This is a genomic window from Pseudomonas vlassakiae (assembly GCF_014269035.2).
Taxonomy (GTDB): Bacteria; Pseudomonadota; Gammaproteobacteria; order Pseudomonadales; family Pseudomonadaceae; genus Aquipseudomonas; species Aquipseudomonas vlassakiae.
On the sequence record NZ_JABWRP020000002.1, the window covers coordinates 168565 to 188114 of the forward strand.

Genomic DNA, 19550 nt, shown 5'->3' on the forward strand with positions numbered 1-19550 from the left:
CTCACGCCCAGTAGCCAAACAACAACAGCGCCGCAACACCCAAACCAACCGCCACCGAACACCCACCCACCGAAATCGCCGCCCGCCCTTGCCGATACCAGCCATCCTGCCCCAGCTCCCGCGCCGGGGGGAGCAGGCTGCGCCAGCGCAGCTCGGTATCATGAAACGCCTGCAAGTGCGCAGGCGCCGCATCCAGCCAGCGGCGAAAATCGATGCGCTCGCACGAGGTCACGTCAGGGCTCTGCAACCGCACATACCATTGCCCGGCCACACTGGCCAGCGCATCCCCGCGTGGTTGCGCCACCTGCAGTGCCTGGTTCATGTTGCGTTCGATGCTGAGCAGCGGGAGGTCGAGGCGTTTGGCGATGCTGGCAAAGTCCAGCTGATCGAGGCGGTTGAGCAGGAACACTTGCTGCACGCGTCGGGGCAGGCGCTTGAGTGCGAACAGCAGTTCATGCTCGGCAGCATGCTCACTGGAGGGCGTGGAGTGCTCAAGGGGCAGCAGCAGACGGCTCATGGACAGCTCCTTGCTCGGGGTAGGGGTGGGGGCATCGTCCTTGATGCAGAAACAGCGTAGTCAAAACGAGATTGATTCTCAAGTGCTGATTCCGCAAAGATTTGTAATGAGCGTTCACGCTCTGAAACACTTTTGCTATCATGCGCGCCATCAACGATCTTCATTAGCCTGAAGAGCCAAAAAAAATGACCCGGCAAAAAGCCGGGTCAAAAACCGTGATTAGCCTGATGAGGAGATAATCTGGAGCGACCTAAGCTCCGGGTTATCCAGCAGATCTTGCGATCAGCTGAGTGCAATAATAATCGTTATCATTTGCCAGTCAAATGAATTTTCAGTTATCCGGTAAAAAATTTTTACCGGTGCGCTTCCTCATTCCGGTAGACGGGGCCTTTCGCCGGTATCCGGCCATCACGTTTCTCCCTTTTTTTGCCTATAAGCCGTTCTGCAGGGCGCGTCTGTGCTCCAGCAGGGCCCTGGCCATGTCGATCATGTGCATCAATGCGAACGTCAGCTCGCGGGTGCTGCCTTCCTGGTGGGTGGCGGTTTCGTGGGCGGTGGCGGCGGCGCAGCGCAGCAACTCGATGGCGTGGTCCTGGGCCTGCTCGGCGGAAACGCCCTCGTGCAGGGTCCAGATCCGGTTGTGCGCGCTGGGGCGCGTGGGGTTCGGATTAAGGTAGTAATCGAGCGCGCGGCGGGCCGCTTCGCTGTCGAGATCTGTTACGTCGTCTTTCGGTGGTTTCATCCTGATACCTGCGCAGGCCAATGGGAAAGGGTTCTGTCTGAGTTTAATACCTTGGGTATTCATGTGCTTTTCTAGAAATAATACTGAATGTTTATTGAGCGCCAGAAGGCAGTCCGTATCGTGCCAGCGATGAATATGGATAAATGGATTGCCCTCGTCCGTGACCGGATGGAGGAGTTGAAGCTCACTCAAGAGCAGCTTGCCGAGCGCGTTGGCGTGTCTCAAGGCAGCGTGGGGCATTGGGTGAACAAGCGGCGCCAGCCGAAGATCGAGTCGATGAACCGCACGTTCGTCGAGATTGGCATGCCTCATTACAGCGTCAGCCTGCAGTTGCGCATTCAGGGGCAAGTGGGTGAGGAGCGTGGCAGCTACGAGGTGGATGACGACGATGACGAACTTGACCTCATGCAATACATCGTGTGTTTTCGCTACCCAGTGTTGGCGTGGGATGAGCTAGGTGCCGCAGAGGTTGTCGAGCCTGGCGTATTCGAACAGACGGACTACCTGGCCCAGGGCAAGGCGTTCTGGCTGACCGTGGAAAACGACACGATGAGTTCAGCCAGTGGCCGCAGTGTGCCGCAGGGCATGCGGATACTGGTGGATCCGGGGCTGGAGGTGGAGCCGGGGCGCTTGGTGATTGCCCGGCAGCCGGGGAAGACGGCGATTCTGCGTGAGCTGGCCGAGGAGGGTGGGCAGCAGTACCTGAAGGCACTGAACCGCAGTTATCCGACCCTGGTGTGTGAAGAGGGGTGCGAGTTTCTCGGGGTGGTCGTGCGGGTGCATGGGGTCTTCTAGATTGCTGGGGCCGCGCAGCGGCCCCTGTATGCCTTACTCGGCCAGTTCGACCAACACCGTCCCTTCGCTGACCATATCCCCTTCCTGGCAGAAGAGCGCCTTCACCGTCCCGCCATGGGGCGCACGAATGCTGTGTTCCATCTTCATGGCTTCCAGCACCACCAGCGCCGTTCCGGCCTCCACCACCTGGCCAGGTTCCACCAACACCCGCACGATGCTGCCGTTCATCGGCGCACCTAACCCACCCTGATGGCTGTGGCTGGCCTCGGCCTCGGCGACCGGGTCGAAGGCTTCGACGGCATGCACCTCGCCCTCCCAGCGCAGGAACAGTGTGCCGCCGCGAAGTACCGCCAGATAACGACGACGGATACCGTCTGCGTCATGGCCCAGCTGTTCGCCCTCCAGCTGCCAGGTCGACGCGGCACTGCACTCCAGGGCAACCGCCTGGCTTTCACCACCACTGACCAGGTGCAGGCTGCTGCGCGCTGGCAGTCCCAGGCGCAGGCCATTGCGTTCGGCCCACGGGGAACGCGCATCGTCGGCGCGCTGGTGCGGCGGCTGGCCTTGCAGCCAGGCTTGTGCCGCGGCCTCCCAGAAGCCCGCAGGCAGTGCCTGGGGTGCTGGCAGCAGCACGTCCTGATGCCGGGGAATGAAGCCGGTATCCAGCTCGGCTGCGGCAAAGGACGGGTGGGCCAGGATGCGGCGCAGGAAGGTGATGTTGGTCTTCAGCCCGCCGATGGCGAACTCGTCGAGCATGGCCAGCAAGCGCAGGCGCGCCTGCTCGCGGTCCTGGCCCCAGGCGATCAGCTTGCCCAGCATCGGGTCGTAGAACGGCGACACCACGTCGCCTTCGCTGACCCCGCTGTCCACCCGGCGACCTTCGCCCGGTGCCGACTCGCGGTACAGCGTCAACGTACCGGTGGCCGGCAGGAATTCATTGGCCGGGTCCTCGGCATACAGCCGCACCTCGATGGCATGGCCGATCAGCGGCACCTGTGCCTGGGTGATCGGCAGCGGCTCGCCGCAGGCCACGCGGATCTGCCAGGCCACCAGGTCGAGGCCGGTGATGGCTTCGGTGACCGGGTGCTCGACCTGCAGGCGGGTGTTCATCTCCATGAAGAAGAACTCGCCACGGGCGTCCAGCAGAAATTCGACGGTGCCCGCGCCGACATAGCCAATGGCTTGGGCCGCGCGCACCGCCGCTTCGCCCATGGCCCGACGCAACGCGGCGGACAGGCCCGGCGCTGGGGCTTCCTCAACGACCTTCTGATGGCGACGCTGGATCGAGCAATCCCGCTCGTTGAGGTACAGGCAGTTGCCGTGCTGGTCGGCGAACACCTGGATTTCCACATGGCGTGGCTTGAGCACGTACTTTTCTACCAGCATGCGCGCATCGCCGAACGACGATTGCGCCTCACGCTGGGCCGAGGCCAGGGCGTCGGCCAGCTGGCTTTCGTCCTCGACCACTTTCATGCCCTTGCCGCCACCGCCGGCGCTGGCCTTGAGCAGCACCGGGTAGCCGATGCGCTCGGCGGCGGCGCGGAAGGTGTCCAGGTCCTGGGCTTCGCCGTGGTAGCCGGGCACCAGTGGCACCCCGGCCGCTTCCATCAAGGCCTTGGCCGCCGACTTGCTGCCCATGGCATCGATGGCGCTGGCCGGTGGGCCGAGGAAGATCAGCCCGGCCTGTTCGACGGCGCGGGCAAAGCCGGCGTTCTCGGACAGGAAGCCATAGCCCGGGTGGATGGCCTGGGCGCCGCTGGCCTTGGCCGCAGCGAGAATCTTGTCGACCATCAGGTAACTGTCGGCGGCCTTGCTGCCGCCCAGGTCGACGCGAATATCCGCTTCGCGGCTGTGGCGGGCGTCACGGTCGGTGGCGCTGTGCACGGCAACGGTGGTCAGGCCCATGGCCTTGGCGGTGCGCATGACCCGGCAGGCGATCTCGCCACGGTTGGCGACCAGCAGGGTGGTCAAAGCGGGGCGGCTCATGGGCGCGGCTCCTTCTTGTCGTCGGTTTGCCAGGCGGGGCGGCGTTTTTCCAGGAAGGCGCGCAGGCCCTCCTGGCCTTCGGCGCTGACGCGGATGCGGGCGATGGTGTTTTCGCAGTAGCGGCGCAGGGCCGGGCTGAGTTCGCCGTCGTCCACTTCGCGCAGCAGGTCCTTGGTGGCGCGCAGCGCTTGCGGGCTGTTCTGCAGCAGGTTGTTCACCCAGGCTTCGACCTGCGCGTCCAGTTCACTGGCTGGGTACACCTCGGCCAGCAGGCCCAGCTCGCGGGCCCGCACGCCGCTGAAACGCTCGGCGGTAAGGGCATAACGGCGTGCGGCGCGTTCGCCGATGGCCTTGACCACGAACGGGCTGATTACCGCCGGGGCCAGGCCGATGCGCACTTCCGACAGGCAGAGTTGCGCGTCTTCGGCGCCAATGGCCATGTCGCAGCAGCTGATCAGGCCCAGCGCGCCGCCGAAGGCCGCGCCTTGCACCACGGCCAGGGTCGGCGCCTTGAGGCGGTGCAGGGCGTACATCAGTTCACCGAGCTCGCGGGCGTCATCGAGGTTGGTGTTGAAGTCCAGCTGCGCCGATTGCTGCATCCAGGCCAGGTCGGCGCCGGCGCTGAAGTGCCGGCCGCGGCCGCGCAGCAGCAGGAAGCGCACGCTGGCATCTTCGGCCAGTTGGTCGAGGGCAACGATCAGTTCGCGGATCATCAGCGCGTTGAAGGCGTTGTTCTTGTCCTCGCGGCTCAGCCACAGGGTGGCGAAGCCGCGAGGGTCGCGGATCACTTCGAGGGTGCTGAAATCGCTCATGGATCACATCCGGAAAATGCCGAAGCGGCTCTGTTCGATCGGGGCGTTCAGTGCGGCTGACAACGCCAGGCCGAGCACGTCGCGGGTTTGCGCCGGGTCGATGACACCGTCGTCCCACAGGCGGGCGCTGGAGTAGTAGGGGTGGCCCTGGTGCTCGTACTGGTCGAGGATCGGCTGCTTGAGCCTGGCCTCGTCTTCGGCGCTGAAGGCCTGGCCGCTGCGCTCGCTCTGCTCGCGCTTGACCTGGGCCAGCACCCCGGCGGCCTGCTCGGCGCCCATCACGCCAATCCGCGCATTGGGCCACATCCACAGGAAGCGCGGGTCGTAGGCGCGGCCGCACATGCCGTAGTTGCCCGCGCCGAAGCTGCCGCCGATGATCACCGTGAACTTCGGCACCTGGGCACAGGCCACGGCGGTGACCAGCTTGGCGCCGTGCTTGGCGATGCCGCCTTCCTCGTACTTCTTGCCGACCATGAAGCCGGTGATGTTCTGCAGGAACAATAGCGGGATGCCGCGCTGGCAGGCCAGTTCGATGAAGTGCGCGCCTTTTTGCGCGGCTTCGGCGAAAAGGATGCCGTTGTTGGCCAGGATCGCCACCGGGTAGCCATGCAGGTGGGCGAAGCCGCACACCAGGGTGGTGCCGAACAGGGCCTTGAATTCATCGAACACCGAACCGTCGACCAGCCGCGCGATCACTTCGCGCACGTCGAACGGCTGCTTGGCATCGGCCGGGACCACACCATACAGCTCGTCGGCGGCATACAGGGGGGCCACCGGTGCCTGGCATTGCAGCTTGCCGAGCTTGTGCCAGTTGAGGTTGGCCACGCTGCGCCGGGCGATGGCCAAGGCGTGTTCATCGTTGTCGGCGTAGTGGTCGGCAACGCCGCTGGTGCGGCAATGCACATCGGCGCCGCCGAGGTCTTCGGCGCTGACCACTTCACCGGTGGCGGCTTTCACCAATGGCGGCCCGGCGAGGAAAATGGTCGCCTGCTGGCGCACCATGATCGCCTCGTCGGCCATGGCCGGCACATAGGCGCCGCCCGCCGTGCACGAGCCCATCACCACGGCGATCTGCGGGATGCCCAGCGCGCTCATGTTGGCCTGGTTGAAGAAGATCCGTCCGAAATGTTCACGGTCGGGGAACACTTCGTCCTGGCGCGGCAGGTTGGCGCCACCGGAATCGACCAGGTAGATGCACGGCAGGCGGTTCTGCAGGGCAATGGTCTGCGCGCGCAAATGCTTCTTCACTGTCAGCGGGTAGTAGGAACCACCTTTGACCGTGGCGTCGTTGGCGACGATCATGCATTCCACGCCTTCGACGCGGCCGATGCCGGCGATCACCCCGGCGGCTGGCACGTCTTCGCCGTATACCTCATGGGCGGCCAGCTGGCCGATCTCGAGGAACGGCGAGCCCGGGTCGAGCAGGCGGTCGATGCGCTCGCGCGGCAGCAGCTTGCCACGCGAGGTATGCCGCTCCTGGGCCTTGGGCCCGCCGCCCTGGGCCACCTGGGCGAGCAGCCCGCGCAGGGCCTGGACCTGTTCGAGCATGGCCGCGCGGTTGCCGGCGAACTCCGCCGAACGCGGGTTGATCTGGGTGTGCAAGGTAGCCATGTGCGCCCGTCCCTTGTGCTCAGCGGGTTTCGTTGAACAGTTCGCGGCCGATCAGCATCCTGCGGATTTCGCTGGTGCCGGCACCGATCTCGTACAGCTTGGCGTCGCGCAGCAGGCGGCCAGCCGGGAATTCGTTGATGTAGCCATTGCCACCGAGAATCTGGATCGCTTCCAGGGCCATCTGCGTGGCACGTTCGGCGGTGTAGAGGATCACCCCGGCGGCGTCCTTGCGGGTGGTCTCGCCACGGTCGCAGGCCTGGGCCACGGCATACAGGTAGGCGCGGCTGGCGTTGAGCTGGGTGTACATGTCGGCGATCTTGCCCTGGATCAGCTGGAACTCGCCGATGCTCTGGCCGAACTGCTTGCGGTCGTGGATGTACGGCACCACCAGGTCCATGCAGCTTTGCATGATGCCGGTCGGGCCGCCGGACAACACCACGCGCTCGTAGTCCAGGCCGCTCATCAGCACGCGCACGCCGCCGTTGAGCTGGCCGAGGATGTTCTCTTCCGGCACTTCGACGCCGTCGAAGAACAGCTCGCAGGTGTTGGAGCCGCGCATGCCCAGCTTGTCGAACTTGTTGCTGCGGCTGAAGCCTTTCCAGTCACGTTCGACGATGAACGCGGTGATGCCATGCGGCCCCTTGTCCAGGTCGGTCTTGGCATAGATCACATAGGTGTTGGCGTCAGGGCCGTTGGTGATCCAGGTCTTGCTGCCATTGAGCACGTAGTGGTCGCCGCGCTTTTCGGCGCGCAGTTTCATCGATACCACGTCGGAACCGGCGTTGGGTTCGCTCATGGCCAGGGCGCCGATGTGCTCGCCGCTGATCAGCCTGGGCAGGTACTTGAGCTTCTGCTCGTGAGTGCCGTTGCGGTTGATCTGGTTGACGCAGAGGTTGGAGTGGGCACCGTAGGAGAGGGCGACCGAAGCCGAACCGCGGCTGATCTCTTCCATCGACACCACATGGGCCAGGTAACCCAGGCCGGCGCCGCCGTATTCCTCGGCAACGGTAATGCCCAGCAGGCCCATGTCGCCGAACTTGCGCCACATGTCGGCAGGGAACAGGTTGTCGTGATCGATCTGTGCAGCGCGCGGGGCCAGTTCGGCGGCAACGAAGGTGCGCACCTGGTCGCGGAGCATGTCGATGGTTTCGCCCAGGGCGAAGTTCAGGGTGGGGTAATGCATGCTGGGGCACCTTGTTGTTCTTGAAATTGGGTTACACCGTAGCCGAGGATCTTGCGCCGGACTCTGTGGGAGCGGGCTTGCCCGCGAAATGCGTCAGCAGGACCACCGTCATTGCCTGAGTGATCGCATTTGCGGGGAAGCCCGCTCCCACAGGGTTCGGTGCCAAGCCGGGGCAGGTGTCGTTCATCACCTTTACGTTAACGTAAACCTGCATTCGGTCACTGTCAATCCGCTCGTCACCTTTACGTAAACGTAAATCTGCGCCAAAGTAGTCACAGCTCACTTCAGCCGTGCCCAGAACAACCACAAGAAGGGACACCCATGAGTCAACCTAGCTACACCCGCGGTCGCCAGGACCAACCGTTGCTGACCCTGACCATCGGCCAGGCCTTCGATGCCACCGTGGCCCGTTGCGCCGACGGCGAAGCGCTGGTGGCGCGCCACCAGGGCCTGCGCTACAGCTGGCGGCAGCTGGCCGAACAGGTCGACACCCATGCCCGCGCCCTGATGGCCCTGGGCGTGAACACTGGCGACCGGGTCGGCATCTGGTCGCCCAACTGCGCCCAGTGGTGCATCTTGCAATTGGCCAGCGCCAAGGTCGGTGCGATCCTGGTCAACATCAATCCGGCCTATCGCGTGGGTGAACTGGAGTACGTGCTACGCCAGTCTGGCTGCCGCTGGCTGGTGTGTGCCGATGCGTTCAAGACCTCTGATTACCATGCCATGGTCCAAGCGCTGGTGCCGGAGCTGGCGACCGCCAACCTTGGCGAGCTGGCCAGTGAGCGCCTGCCCGAACTGCGCGGGGTGATCAGCCTGGCGGCCAACCCCCCCAGCGGCTTCCTGCCCTGGCAAGCGCTGGCCGAGCGGGCAGGGCAAACGCCGGTGGAAGCCTACGTGGCTCGCCAGCACAGCCTGCAGTTCGACCAACCGGTGAATATCCAGTACACCTCCGGCACTACCGGTGCGCCCAAAGGTGCCACGCTCAGCCACTACAACATCCTCAACAACGGCTTCATGGTCGGTGAAAGCCTCGGCCTGAGCGACCGCGACCGCATGGTGATCCCGGTGCCGCTTTACCATTGCTTCGGCATGGTCATGGCCAACCTCGGCTGCATCACCCACGGCAGTACCATGGTCTACCCCAATGACGCCTTCGACGCCGAACTCACCTTGCGCGCCGTCGCCGAAGAACGTGCCAGCATCCTGTATGGCGTGCCGACCATGTTCATTGCCATGCTCGACCACCCATCGCGCACGCAACTGGACCTGTCGACCCTGCGCAGCGGCATCATGGCCGGCGCCACCTGCCCGATCGAGGTGATGCGCCGGGTCATCGACCACATGCACATGGCCGAAGTGCAGATCGCCTACGGCATGACCGAAACCAGCCCGGTATCCTTGCAAACCGGCCCGGACGATGAACTGGAGCTGCGCGTGACCACTGTTGGCCGCACTCAGCCGCAGCTGGAAACCAAGCTGGTGGACGCCGATGGCTGCATCGTCGCCAGGGGTGAGATCGGAGAGCTTTGCACTCGCGGCTACAGCGTGATGCTTGGCTACTGGGGCAACCCCGAGGCCACGGCGGATGCCATCGACCCGGCTGGCTGGATGCATTCGGGCGACCTGGCGGTGATGGATGAGCACGGGTATGTGCGCATTGTCGGGCGCAACAAGGACATGATCATTCGCGGTGGCGAGAACATCTACCCACGCGAGCTGGAGGAGTTCTTCTACACCCACCCGGCAGTGGCCGACGCACAGGTGGTGGGCATTCCGTGCAACCGTTATGGCGAAGAGATCGTGGCCTGGATCAAGCTGCACCCGGGGCACAGCGCCACGGCTGAGGAGCTGCAGGACTGGTGCAAGGCACGTATTGCGCACTTCAAGGTGCCACGGTATTTCCGCTTCGTTGACGAATTTCCAATGACGGTGACCGGGAAGGTGCAGAAGTTTCGCATGCGGGAGATCAGTATCGAGAGCCTCTCCTTGCGGGAATAATGACGATGGAAACAGGTCGGTGTTCCGGCCTGTTTCCTGTCAAGCAATGACTCCGCGAAGAGGCCAGTGTGCTCAGAGCAGCTCCATGGCCTTGCAAAGCCCGGCGGCAAGCTCGGCAACGGTCTGGTAATCACGGCGAAGCTGCACGCCGTAACGTGCCTCCAGCCCCATCAGGGCGAACTCGCATTTATCCCTGTCCTGATGCGCGAGCCAGGTCCCCGGCCACGGATCGACTACCCCGGCATCCTGCAAGTAGTCGATCACTTGCCGCTCGAATTCCATGCGCAGCCAACGGGTCGCGATAGGCACGATGGGGGGCTCCTTGGCATGAATAGGGAGCCCCCAATTTTCAACACCGCCGGCAATTGCGCTACTGGCAAAAATGTCAGTCCGCCGTCGTCTACCCTTAAGCCTTCACCGGTGGTTCATCGCTCGGCGGGTCACCCACCGTCGGCGGCATGGTCGGCTTGATCGGCAGCTCGTCCGGGTCGTCCTCCGGCACGGGCGGTGGCAGGCTCGGGTCGTCGACGTTGGGGTCGGGTGTTTCCGGTGGAATGGGAATGTTCATGGCCGGGCTCGTGTAGATGCGCGTGGGTGGAATTGAAGAGGTCCTGCAGGCTCTGACCGCTGGCAGTAGCCATTCGCTCCAATTTTTTTGAACCCCTTGACGTGCGCCCGGCTCTGAACCCTTACCGCCATCAGCTGAGGGAGCAAGGTCGATGTCACGCAACGAGCCCTTTGAGCATGCGCCCACGGCGAATGATCACCCGGACCAGGCCATCAGCCTGTCCCAGGCGCTACTGGCGCCACGCATCGTCATCGAAGACACCCAGCCTGTGCTCGACGCCGGCAGCTTCGCGGCCAAGGCCATCAGCGGCCAGCCTGTGGCGGTCAGCAGCAAGGTCTACACCGATGGCCATGACCGCATGGCCGTGGTGCTGACCTGGCGCCAGTCGCAAAGCCGCCGGGTGCACTGCGTGCCCATGCAGTCGCCGGGCAATGACCTGTGGCTGGCCGAGTTCACGCCCACCGAGATCGGCCCGCACGTGTTCAGCATCGAGGCCTGGATCGACCCGTTCGCCACCTATTGCCATGACCTGGAGAAGAAGTACCACGCCGGCGTCGACGTCAAGCTGGAGCTCGAAGAAGGCCGGCTGATGCTCGGCAAAGGCATCGAACTCAGTGAAGGCGTGCTTCGCGACGAACTGCAACGCTTGCAACAGCAATTGGGCGAGCTGCACACCGATGATCAGGTAGCCCTGTTGCTGGGCGCCGAAGCGTCGCGGCTGATGGCCGAAGCCGAGCACCGCAGCTACCTGACCCGCAGCATCGAATTCCCGCTGGACGTCGACCGGCCGGCGGCGCAGTTCGCCAGTTGGTACGAACTGTTCCCGCGTTCGATCACCGACAGCCCGGAGCGCCACGGCACCTTCAACGACGTGCACCAGCGCCTGCCGATGATTCGCGACATGGGTTTTGATGTGCTGTATTTTCCGCCGATCCACCCCATCGGCAGCAAGCACCGCAAAGGCCGCAACAATGCACTGCAGGCCGAGCCCGGTGACCCGGGCAGCCCCTATGCCATCGGCAGCCCGGACGGTGGTCACGACGCGATCCATCCGCAGCTGGGCAGCCGTGACGACTTCCGCCGCCTGGTGTCTGCCGCCGCCCAGCATGGCCTGGAGATCGCCCTGGACTTCGCCATCCAGTGCTCCCAGGACCACCCGTGGCTCACCGAGCACCCAGGCTGGTTCAGCTGGCGGCCGGACGGCACCATTCGCTACGCGGAAAACCCGCCAAAGAAATATCAGGACATCGTCAACGTCGATTTCTATGCGCCCGACGCGGTACCCAGCCTGTGGCTGGCCCTGCGTGACGTGATCATCGGCTGGGTCGAGGAGGGGGTGAAGACCTTTCGTGTCGATAACCCGCACACCAAACCGTTGCCCTTCTGGCAATGGCTGATCGCCAATGTGCGTGCCCAATATCCCGACGTGATCTTCCTCGCCGAAGCCTTCACCAAGCCCGCGATGATGGCGCGCCTGGGCAAGGTCGGGTACGCCCAGAGCTATACCTACTTCACCTGGCGCAACACCAAGCAAGAGTTGCGCGAGTATTTCGAGCAACTCAACCAGCCGCCGTGGAGCCAATGCTACCGGCCGAATTTCTTCGTCAACACGCCAGACATAAACCCATACTTCCTGCAGCATAATGGCCGCGCCGGTTTCCTCATCCGGGCGGCGCTGGCGACCATGGGCTCGGGGCTGTGGGGCATGTACAGCGGCTTCGAGCTGTGCGAAAGCGCAGCGCTGCCGGGCAAGGAGGAATACCTGGACTCGGAGAAGTACGAAATCCGCCCCCGGGATTTCACCCAACCTGGCAACATCATCGCCGAGATCGCCCAGCTCAATCGCATCCGTCGCCAGAACCCCGCGCTGCAGACCCATCTTGGGGTGGCGTTCTTCAACTGCTGGAACGACAACATCCTGTACTTCGCCAAACGCACGCCAGCGCGCGACAACTTCATCCTGGTTGCGGTGAGCCTCGATCCGCACAACGCCCAGGAGGCGCATTTCGAATTGCCGCTGTGGGAACTGGGCCTGGATGACAATGCCGAAACCCATGGCGAAGACCTGATGACCGGCCATCGCTGGTCCTGGTACGGCAAGACCCAGTGGATGCGCATCGAACCCTGGAACCTGCCGTTCGGAATCTGGCGCATCAGCAAGGCCCGATAGGGCAAGGAGTCGCACATGGCCAAGCGGTCCCGCCCGGCAGCCTTCATCGATGACCCGCTGTGGTACAAGGATGCCGTGATCTACCAGCTGCATATCAAGTCGTTCTTCGATTCGAACAACGACGGCATCGGCGATTTCGCTGGCCTGATCAGCAAGCTCGACTACATTGCCGAGCTGGGCGTCAACACCCTCTGGCTGCTGCCGTTCTACCCCTCGCCACGGCGTGACGATGGCTACGACATCGCCGAGTACAAAGCCGTGCATCCGGACTACGGCAGCATGGCCGACGCCCGCCGCTTCATCGCCGAGGCGCACAAGCGCGGCCTGCGGGTGATCACCGAACTGGTCATCAACCACACCAGCGACCAGCACCCGTGGTTCCAGCGCGCCCGCCACGCCAAGCGCGGCAGCAAGGCGCGGGACTTCTACGTGTGGTCGGACGACGACCAGAAGTACGACGGCACGCGGATCATCTTCCTCGACACCGAAAAGTCCAACTGGACCTGGGACCCGGTCGCCGGCCAGTACTTCTGGCACCGCTTCTATTCGCACCAGCCGGACCTCAACTTCGACAATCCGCAGGTGCTCAAGGCGGTGATCGGGGTGATGCGCTTCTGGCTCGACCTGGGCGTCGATGGCCTGCGCCTGGACGCCATTCCGTACCTGATCGAGCGCGACGGCACCAACAACGAGAACCTCGCCGAGACCCACACGGTGCTCAAGGCGATCCGCGCCGAGATCGACGCCAACTACCCTGACCGCATGCTGCTGGCCGAGGCCAACCAGTGGCCTGAAGACACCCGCCCGTATTTCGGCGAGGGGGATGGCGACGAATGCCACATGGCCTTCCACTTCCCGCTGATGCCGCGCATGTACATGGCGCTGGCCATGGAAGACCGCTTCCCGATCACCGACATCCTGCGCCAGACCCCGGACATCCCGGCGAACTGCCAGTGGGCGATCTTTCTGCGCAACCACGATGAGCTGACCCTGGAAATGGTCACCGACCGCGAGCGCGATTACCTGTGGAACTACTACGCCGAGGACCGTCGCGCCCGCATCAACCTCGGTATCCGCCGGCGTCTGGCGCCGTTGCTGCAACGTGACCGGCGGCGCATCGAGCTGCTTACCAGCCTGTTGCTGTCGATGCCAGGCACGCCGACGCTGTACTACGGCGATGAACTGGGCATGGGCGACAACATCTACCTCGGCGACCGCGATGGTGTGCGCACGCCGATGCAATGGTCACCGGACCGCAACGGCGGTTTTTCCAGAGCCGACCCGCAACGCCTGGTACTGCCGCCGATCATGGACCCGTTGTACGGCTACCAGACCGTCAACGTCGAGGCCCAGGCCCACGACCCGCACTCGCTGTTGAACTGGAACCGCCGGCTGCTGGCAGTGCGCAAGCAGCAGAAGGCCTTTGGCCGCGGCAGCCTGCGTACGCTTACGCCGAGCAACCGGCGCATCCTGGCCTATATCCGCGAGTACACCGACGCCGACGGCAATACCGAAGTCATCCTCTGCGTCGCCAACGTTTCCCGCGCCGCCCAGGCGGCGGAGCTCGAACTGTCGCAATACGCGGGCAAAGTGCCGGTGGAGATGCTCGGTGGCAGCGCCTTCCCGCCGATCGGCCAGCTGCCGTTCCTGCTGACGTTGCCGCCGTACGCCTTCTACTGGTTCCTGCTGGCTGCCCATGACCGCATGCCCAGCTGGCACATCCAAGCCACCGAGGGGTTGCCGGAATTGACCACTTTAGTGCTGCGCAAACGCATGGAAGAACTGCTGGAAGCGCCTTCCAGCGACACCCTCAACGACACCATCCTGCCGCAATACCTGCCCAAGCGCCGCTGGTTCGCCGGCAAGGAAGGCCCGATCGACCAGGTGCGCCTGCGCTACGGCGTGCGTTTCGGCACCGCTACCACCCCGGTGCTGCTCAGCGAGATCGAAGTGCTCAGCGATGGCGTAGCCACCCGCTACCAGTTGCCGTTCGGCCTGCTTCCGGAAGAGCAGATCAACTCGGCGCTGCCACAGCAGTTGGCGCTGTCGCGGGTGCGCCGTGGCCGTCAGGTCGGCCTGATTACCGATGCGTTCGTCCTCGAACCGTTCATCCGTGCGGTACTGCGGGCCTGCCAGGACGGCACGCAGCTGCCCTGCGGCAATGGCCAAGGCGAGTTGCGCTTCGCCTGCACCGCTCAGCTGGCCGGGCTTGAACTGAACGAGGAAAGCCAGGTGCGCTACCTCAGCGCCGAGCAATCCAACAGCTCGGTGGTGGTTGGCGACCGCGTGGTGCTCAAGCTGATTCGCCGGGTCAACCCAGGCATTCACCCCGAGCTGGAAATGAGCGCCTATCTCACCGCCGCCGGCTTCGCCAACATCTCGCCGCTGCTGGCCTGGGTCAGCCGCGTCGATGAGCAGGGCGCGCCGCACCTGTTGATGATCGCCCAAGGCTACCTCAGCAACCAGGGCGATGCCTGGGCCTGGACCCAGAATACCCTGGAGCGGGCCATCCGCGACGAGATGGAGCCCGGCACTGCCGACCCGGAAGTGCATACCGACGCGCTGGCCGAACTCACCGGCTTCGCCGCCTTGCTCGGCCAGCGCCTGGGCGAGATGCACCAGTTGCTCGCAGCGCCGAGCAACGACGACGCTTTCCAGCCGCGCCCCAGCGACGCCGACGACAGCCAACGCTGGAGTGCGCAGATCAGCGCCGAACTGGACCATGCCCTCGACCTGCTGGCGCAGCACCGCGAACACCTCGACAGCGACAGCCAGGCCCTGGTCGACGACCTGCAACAGCAGCGTGACGGCCTCGCCCAGCACGTCGCCAGGCTCGCCGAACAGGCCCAGGGTGGCCTGCTGATGCGCGTGCACGGCGACCTGCACCTGGGCCAGGTGCTGGTGGTGCAGGGCGATGCCTACCTGATCGATTTCGAGGGCGAACCTGCCCGTCCGCTGGACGAACGCCGGGCCAGACACAGCCCGTACAAGGATGTCAGCGGCGTGTTGCGATCTTTCGACTATGCTGCTGCGATGATCTTGCGCAGCGCGTCTGCCGTAGACCTTTCCGACCCGGCCCGGCAAGCCCGGCAACGGGTTGCCCGGCAGTACCTGCACCAGTCGCGGCATGCCTTCGTCGAAGCCTACGGCCTGGCCACCGCCGCCATGCCCCACGCCTGGCAACAGGCCGAGGGCGAGCGCGCCGCACTGGAGTTGTTCTGCCTGGAAAAAGCCGCCTACGAAATCACATACGAAGCCGAAAACCGTCCAAGTTGGCTGGCCGTGCCTTTGCATGGCCTGCATGGACTGATCAGTACCTGGGGAGAGTCATAGATGAACGCAACCACGCGTGAAAACGGCGGCCTTCGGCAACGGGACCTGGATGCCCTGGCCCGCGCCGAGCACGCCGATCCATTTGCAGTGCTGGGCCCCCACGGCGACGGGCAGGGCGGCTTGTTCGTCCGCGCCTTCCTGCCCAATGCCCTGAGCGTGCGGGTGCTGGCGCGCCATGACGGGCGCATCCTTGCCGACATGGTGCAGGGCAGCCTGCCCGGGCTGTTCACTGCGCACCTCGATGAGGCACACCCGTACTTGTTGCAAATCGGCTGGGCCGGTGGCGAGCAGGTGACCGAAGACCCTTACAGCTTCGGCCCGCAACTCGGCGACATGGACCTCTACCTGTTTGCCGAAGGCAACCACCGCGACCTGTCCGGGCGCTTCGGCGCTCAACCGACCCAGGTCGAGGGTGTCGATGGCGTGTGCTTCTCGGTGTGGGCACCGAATGCGCGGCGGGTGTCGGTGGTCGGCGACTTCAACAACTGGGACGGCCGCCGCCACCCCATGCGCCTGCGCCACAGCGCTGGCGTGTGGGAGCTGTTCGTGCCGCGCCTGGGTGTGGGCGAAACCTACAAGTTCGAAGTGCTCGGCAAGGACGGCATACTGCCGCTGAAGGCTGACCCGCTGGCCCGCGCCACCGAGCTGCCGCCGAGCACCGCGTCCAAGGTGGCCGCCGAGCTGAGCCATGCCTGGCAGGACCACGACTGGATGGCGCACCGCGCCCAGCGCCACGCCTACAGCGCCCCGTTGTCGATCTACGAACTGCACCCCGGTTCCTGGCAATGCGAGCTTGACGAGCCGGGTGAAGTGTCGCGCTACTACAACTGGCGTGAGCTGGCCGAACGGCTGGTGCCTTACGTGCAGCAACTGGGGTTCACCCATATCGAGCTGCTGCCGATCATGGAGCACCCGTTCGGAGGGTCTTGGGGTTACCAGCCGCTGTCGATGTTCGCGCCGACTTCGCGCTACGGCAGCCCTGAGGACTTCGCGGCCTTCATCGATGCCTGCCATCAGGGTGGCATTGGCGTGATCCTCGACTGGGTACCGGCGCATTTCCCCACCGACGAACACGGCCTGGCACGCTTCGACGGCACGGCACTGTACGAGTACGACAACCCGCTCGAAGGCTACCATCAGGACTGGAACACGCTGATCTACAACCTCGGCCGCAACGAGGTGCGTGGTTTCATGATGGCGTCGGCTCTGCACTGGCTCAAACACTTCCACATCGACGGTTTGCGCGTCGATGCGGTGGCCTCGATGCTGTACCGCGACTACTCGCGCAAGCCGGGCGAATGGGTGCCCAACCGCCACGGTGGGCGCGAAAACCTCGAGGCCATCGATTTCATCCGCCACCTCAACGGTATCGCTGCCCACGAGGCACCGGGCGCACTGATCATCGCCGAGGAATCCACGGCCTGGCCGGGCGTGAGCCAGCCGACCGAGCAGGGCGGCCTGGGCTTCGCCTACAAGTGGAACATGGGCTGGATGCACGACACGCTGCACTACATCCAGAACGATCCGGTGCACCGCACCTATCACCACAATGAGATGAGCTTCGGCCTGATCTATGCCTATTCCGAGCACTTCATCCTGCCGATCTCTCACGACGAGGTGGTGCACGGCAAGCACTCGCTGATCGACAAGATGCCCGGTGACCGCTGGCAGAAGTTCGCCAACCTGCGCGCCTACCTGACCTTCATGTGGACCCACCCGGGCAAGAAGCTGCTGTTCATGGGCTGCGAGTTCGGCCAGTGGCGGGAGTGGAACCATGACCACCAGCTGGACTGGTACCTGCTGCAGTATCCCGAGCACCAAGGCGTACAGCGCCTGGTAGGCGACCTCAACCGCCTGTACCGCGAGCTGCCGGCGCTGCATGAGCAGGATTGCCAGCCCCAGGGTTTCCAGTGGCTGATCGGCGATGACGCGCACAACAGCGTGTACGCCTGGCTGCGCTGGAGCAGCCAGGGTGAGCCATTGCTGGTGGTGGCCAACTTCACCCCGGTGCCGCGCGAGGGCTACCGGATCGGTGTGCCGTTTGGCGAGCGTTGGCAGGAGTTGCTGAACAGCGATGCCGAGCTGTATGCCGGGTCGAACGTGGGCAACCTGGGGGCGGTGGAGAGCGATCAGGTGGCCAGCCATGGGCAGCCATTGTCACTGGCGCTGAACTTGCCGCCGCTTGGCGTTCTGGTGATGAAGCCGGCCTGATCGGTTGCCTGTGCTGGCCTCATCGCGGATGAGTCCGCTCCTACAGGGAATCGTGATGAAGGCGGCCTGGTTGGTTGCCTTTGCTGGCCTCATCGCGGATGAATCCGCTCCTACAGGGAATCGTGATGAAGGCGGCCTGGTTGGTTGCCTTTGCTGGCCTCATCGCGGATGAATCCGCTCCTACAGGGATCGCGATGAAGCCGGCTTGATTGGTACCTGTGCTGGCCTGATCGCGGATGAACGGGGATCGCATGGTCCGTGTAGGAGCGGATTTATCCGCGATAGGGCCAGGCCTGCCTACCACCGCATCCGCACCCCAAGGCTGCCTATCAGCCCATTCAGGTCGTTGCCATCCACATCGCTGCTGTAGTCGGCACTGACGAACAGCGCCACCTTGGGTGTGACCCGTGCCACCAAGCCCAATCCCAGTTCTACCGTGGTCGAGTATCGCGAGCTGGAGATCTTGTCGACCTGGTCCAGCTTGACATCGCTGGCGTCGTTGAAGTCATACCAGACGTTGGTTCGCACATAGGGCTCGATCGGCATGCCTTTCACTTCGTAGCGCCCGGACAGCTTGGCACCGACCCGGCCGCTCCAGCTCGGCTGGCTATCGAAGGCCTGCAAGGTCTCTGCCTGCACCTGGTTACCCGGGAAGAACTGCTGGTTGATCAATTGCGCCTGGGGCTCGATCACCCAGCCGCCACCCAGGCCTATCGGGTAACCGCCTTCTACCGAAAACGTCATCGCATGGCCGCTGTCATTCAGGCGTTGGCCACTGTCGCCGCGGCCCATCACCTCGATGCGTGAGCCCATGGCCACGGCATCCAGGTGCCAGCCTCGCTCATGGGTCATGCTCCAGAACACCCCCAGGCTTTCGCCACTGAGGTTGACTGCGTTGCGCTGCTTGTCGCCCAGCAGCGGCCGTACGCCATTGAAGCTGCTTTGCAGGTTGTTGTGGCCAACGAAAATTCCCGCACGGTGGACATTGCCCTCGGCAGTTTCCCGCACGAACAGGTCCGGGCCGATCATCAACTGCTGGCTGGGCGCTTCCAGTTGCTCTGGTGCTCGCGCTCCAGGCCTAGGCGTGGTGCCAGGGAAGAACTGTGCCCACTGGCCGCCTACCCGTTCGGGGGCCGGCAGGTTGTGGCGCTCGCCCATTTTCTCGCTGAAGGCGTTCAGCGTCCCCATGTTCAGGCCGCTGGCAGTAACCGGGTCTAGCGATATCGTCGGCACCGTCGCTTGCTGCAGGTAGCTGGGCGAGATCGGATCTTCCTGCAGTTCGAACGCGAAGGTTTCCACTGGGGTTGCCAGAAGCATCGACGTGGAAACCGCATAGAAAATAGGTTCGAAGCGCAGGGGATTCGAGGTTCTTTTCATGGCGGATCTCCTCTGTTTTTTTGGTGTAAAGCCCAAGGACCTGGCCTGTTGTCACGAGCTGTACGACAAAAACAGAGGGCGACCCAAACCAGCACGCCGGCGTTCGCGAGCGCGCACAAAGGCGCGAGCTAGAGGCCCGGCGCGAGTTCTTACATCTAGTGATAGTGTTCAGCTAAGGAGAGTCAGGCGCTTGCGTCAAGAAAACGTGAAAGGTCTGTTCAAACCCTGTGGGCGGCGGTAATGCTTT

14 protein-coding genes are annotated in these 19550 nt (G+C 64.0%); 5 read left to right on the top strand and 9 right to left on the bottom strand.

Annotation, left to right across the window (positions count from 1 at the left end):
• Position 1: 1 nt before the first annotated feature.
• Positions 2 to 517: a DUF4880 domain-containing protein gene (locus tag HU738_RS02955; protein WP_186600926.1), complete on the bottom strand. Its 516-nt coding sequence runs from the start codon at positions 515 to 517 to the stop codon at positions 2 to 4.
• 430 nt (positions 518 to 947) lie between these two features.
• The gene (locus tag HU738_RS02960) at positions 948 to 1259 is read right to left on the bottom strand and encodes a DUF6124 family protein (protein WP_186600927.1); all 312 of its coding nucleotides are present in this window, start codon (positions 1257 to 1259) and stop codon (positions 948 to 950) included.
• Between the two features lie 87 nt (positions 1260 to 1346).
• On the opposite strand from HU738_RS02960, the gene HU738_RS02965 reads away from it, so the two are divergent.
• Positions 1347 to 2054: a LexA family transcriptional regulator gene (locus HU738_RS02965; RefSeq protein WP_186600928.1), complete on the top strand. Its 708-nt coding sequence runs from the start codon at positions 1347 to 1349 to the stop codon at positions 2052 to 2054.
• 33 nt (positions 2055 to 2087) lie between these two features.
• Here HU738_RS02965 and HU738_RS02970 read toward each other — a convergent pair whose 3' ends face one another.
• The 4 genes from HU738_RS02970 to HU738_RS02985 are packed head-to-tail and all read right to left on the bottom strand — an operon-like array spanning position 2088 to position 7646.
• Entirely contained in the window at positions 2088 to 4040 is a 1953-nt protein-coding gene (locus HU738_RS02970; protein WP_186600929.1) for an acetyl/propionyl/methylcrotonyl-CoA carboxylase subunit alpha, read from the bottom strand.
• Positions 4037 to 4852 carry a gamma-carboxygeranoyl-CoA hydratase gene (locus tag HU738_RS02975; protein WP_186600930.1) on the bottom strand — a complete coding sequence of 272 codons (816 nt, stop codon included), beginning with the start codon at positions 4850 to 4852 and terminating at the stop codon, positions 4037 to 4039. The genes HU738_RS02970 and HU738_RS02975 overlap by 4 nt, the downstream gene beginning before the upstream one ends.
• Before the next feature lie 3 nt (positions 4853 to 4855).
• A complete protein-coding gene (locus HU738_RS02980; protein WP_054886279.1) occupies positions 4856 to 6463 on the bottom strand; it encodes a carboxyl transferase domain-containing protein in 1608 nt (535 codons plus the stop codon).
• Positions 6464 to 6482: 19 nt separating this feature from the next.
• Complete coding sequence (locus HU738_RS02985; protein WP_186600931.1) at positions 6483 to 7646, bottom strand: isovaleryl-CoA dehydrogenase; 1164 nt, start codon at positions 7644 to 7646, stop codon at positions 6483 to 6485.
• A gap of 321 nt (positions 7647 to 7967) precedes the next feature.
• Here HU738_RS02985 and HU738_RS02990 point away from each other — a divergent pair, with 321 nt between their 5' ends.
• Positions 7968 to 9644: an AMP-binding protein gene (locus tag HU738_RS02990; protein WP_176507492.1), complete on the top strand. Its 1677-nt coding sequence runs from the start codon at positions 7968 to 7970 to the stop codon at positions 9642 to 9644.
• 72 nt (positions 9645 to 9716) lie between these two features.
• On the opposite strand, the gene HU738_RS02995 is transcribed toward HU738_RS02990, so the two are convergent.
• Positions 9717 to 9953, bottom strand: a complete 237-nt coding sequence (locus HU738_RS02995; protein WP_236192339.1) for a hypothetical protein — start codon at positions 9951 to 9953, stop codon at positions 9717 to 9719.
• Between the two features lie 97 nt (positions 9954 to 10050).
• Positions 10051 to 10212, bottom strand: coding sequence for a hypothetical protein (locus HU738_RS03000; RefSeq protein ID WP_176507494.1), 162 nt, complete (start codon positions 10210 to 10212; stop codon positions 10051 to 10053).
• 151 nt (positions 10213 to 10363) lie between these two features.
• Between HU738_RS03000 and HU738_RS03005 the strand changes: the two genes are divergently transcribed.
• Genes HU738_RS03005 through glgB form a run of 3 tightly spaced genes read left to right on the top strand, consistent with a single transcriptional unit; the run spans position 10364 to position 17926 of the window.
• Positions 10364 to 12382 (top strand): alpha-1,4-glucan--maltose-1-phosphate maltosyltransferase, encoded by a 2019-nt coding sequence (locus HU738_RS03005; protein ID WP_099815380.1) that lies wholly within the window; start codon positions 10364 to 10366, stop codon positions 12380 to 12382.
• Positions 12383 to 12397: 15 nt separating this feature from the next.
• Positions 12398 to 15715 (top strand): maltose alpha-D-glucosyltransferase, encoded by a 3318-nt coding sequence (gene treS / locus HU738_RS03010; RefSeq protein WP_186600932.1) that lies wholly within the window; start codon positions 12398 to 12400, stop codon positions 15713 to 15715.
• Positions 15716 to 17926 carry a 1,4-alpha-glucan branching protein GlgB gene (gene glgB, locus HU738_RS03015; protein ID WP_186600933.1) on the top strand — a complete coding sequence of 737 codons (2211 nt, stop codon included), beginning with the start codon at positions 15716 to 15718 and terminating at the stop codon, positions 17924 to 17926.
• A gap of 297 nt (positions 17927 to 18223) precedes the next feature.
• Here the strand turns inward: glgB and HU738_RS03020 are convergent, their stop codons facing one another.
• Entirely contained in the window at positions 18224 to 19303 is a 1080-nt protein-coding gene (locus tag HU738_RS03020) for an autotransporter domain-containing protein (RefSeq protein WP_176507497.1), read from the bottom strand.
• Positions 19304 to 19550 lie beyond the last annotated feature (247 nt).

Bases quoted from the DNA above. Each gene is read 5' to 3' on its own strand.
- HU738_RS03020 (WP_176507497.1), bottom strand. From the start codon at position 19,303: ATGAAAAGAACCTCGAATCCCCTGCGCTTCGAACCTATTTTCTATGCG.
- HU738_RS02990 (WP_176507492.1), top strand. From the start codon at position 7,968: ATGAGTCAACCTAGCTACACCCGCGGTCGCCAGGACCAACCGTTGCTG.
- HU738_RS03005 (WP_099815380.1), top strand. From the start codon at position 10,364: ATGTCACGCAACGAGCCCTTTGAGCATGCGCCCACGGCGAATGATCAC.
- HU738_RS02965 (WP_186600928.1), top strand. From the start codon at position 1,347: ATGTTTATTGAGCGCCAGAAGGCAGTCCGTATCGTGCCAGCGATGAAT.
- HU738_RS02975 (WP_186600930.1), bottom strand. From the start codon at position 4,852: ATGAGCGATTTCAGCACCCTCGAAGTGATCCGCGACCCTCGCGGCTTC.
- treS (WP_186600932.1), top strand. From the start codon at position 12,398: ATGGCCAAGCGGTCCCGCCCGGCAGCCTTCATCGATGACCCGCTGTGG.
- HU738_RS02960 (WP_186600927.1), bottom strand. From the start codon at position 1,259: ATGAAACCACCGAAAGACGACGTAACAGATCTCGACAGCGAAGCGGCC.
- glgB (WP_186600933.1), top strand. From the start codon at position 15,716: ATGAACGCAACCACGCGTGAAAACGGCGGCCTTCGGCAACGGGACCTG.
- HU738_RS02985 (WP_186600931.1), bottom strand. From the start codon at position 7,646: ATGCATTACCCCACCCTGAACTTCGCCCTGGGCGAAACCATCGACATG.
- HU738_RS02970 (WP_186600929.1), bottom strand. From the start codon at position 4,040: ATGAGCCGCCCCGCTTTGACCACCCTGCTGGTCGCCAACCGTGGCGAG.
- HU738_RS03000 (WP_176507494.1), bottom strand. From the start codon at position 10,212: ATGAACATTCCCATTCCACCGGAAACACCCGACCCCAACGTCGACGAC.
- HU738_RS02955 (WP_186600926.1), bottom strand. From the start codon at position 517: ATGAGCCGTCTGCTGCTGCCCCTTGAGCACTCCACGCCCTCCAGTGAG.
- HU738_RS02980 (WP_054886279.1), bottom strand. From the start codon at position 6,463: ATGGCTACCTTGCACACCCAGATCAACCCGCGTTCGGCGGAGTTCGCC.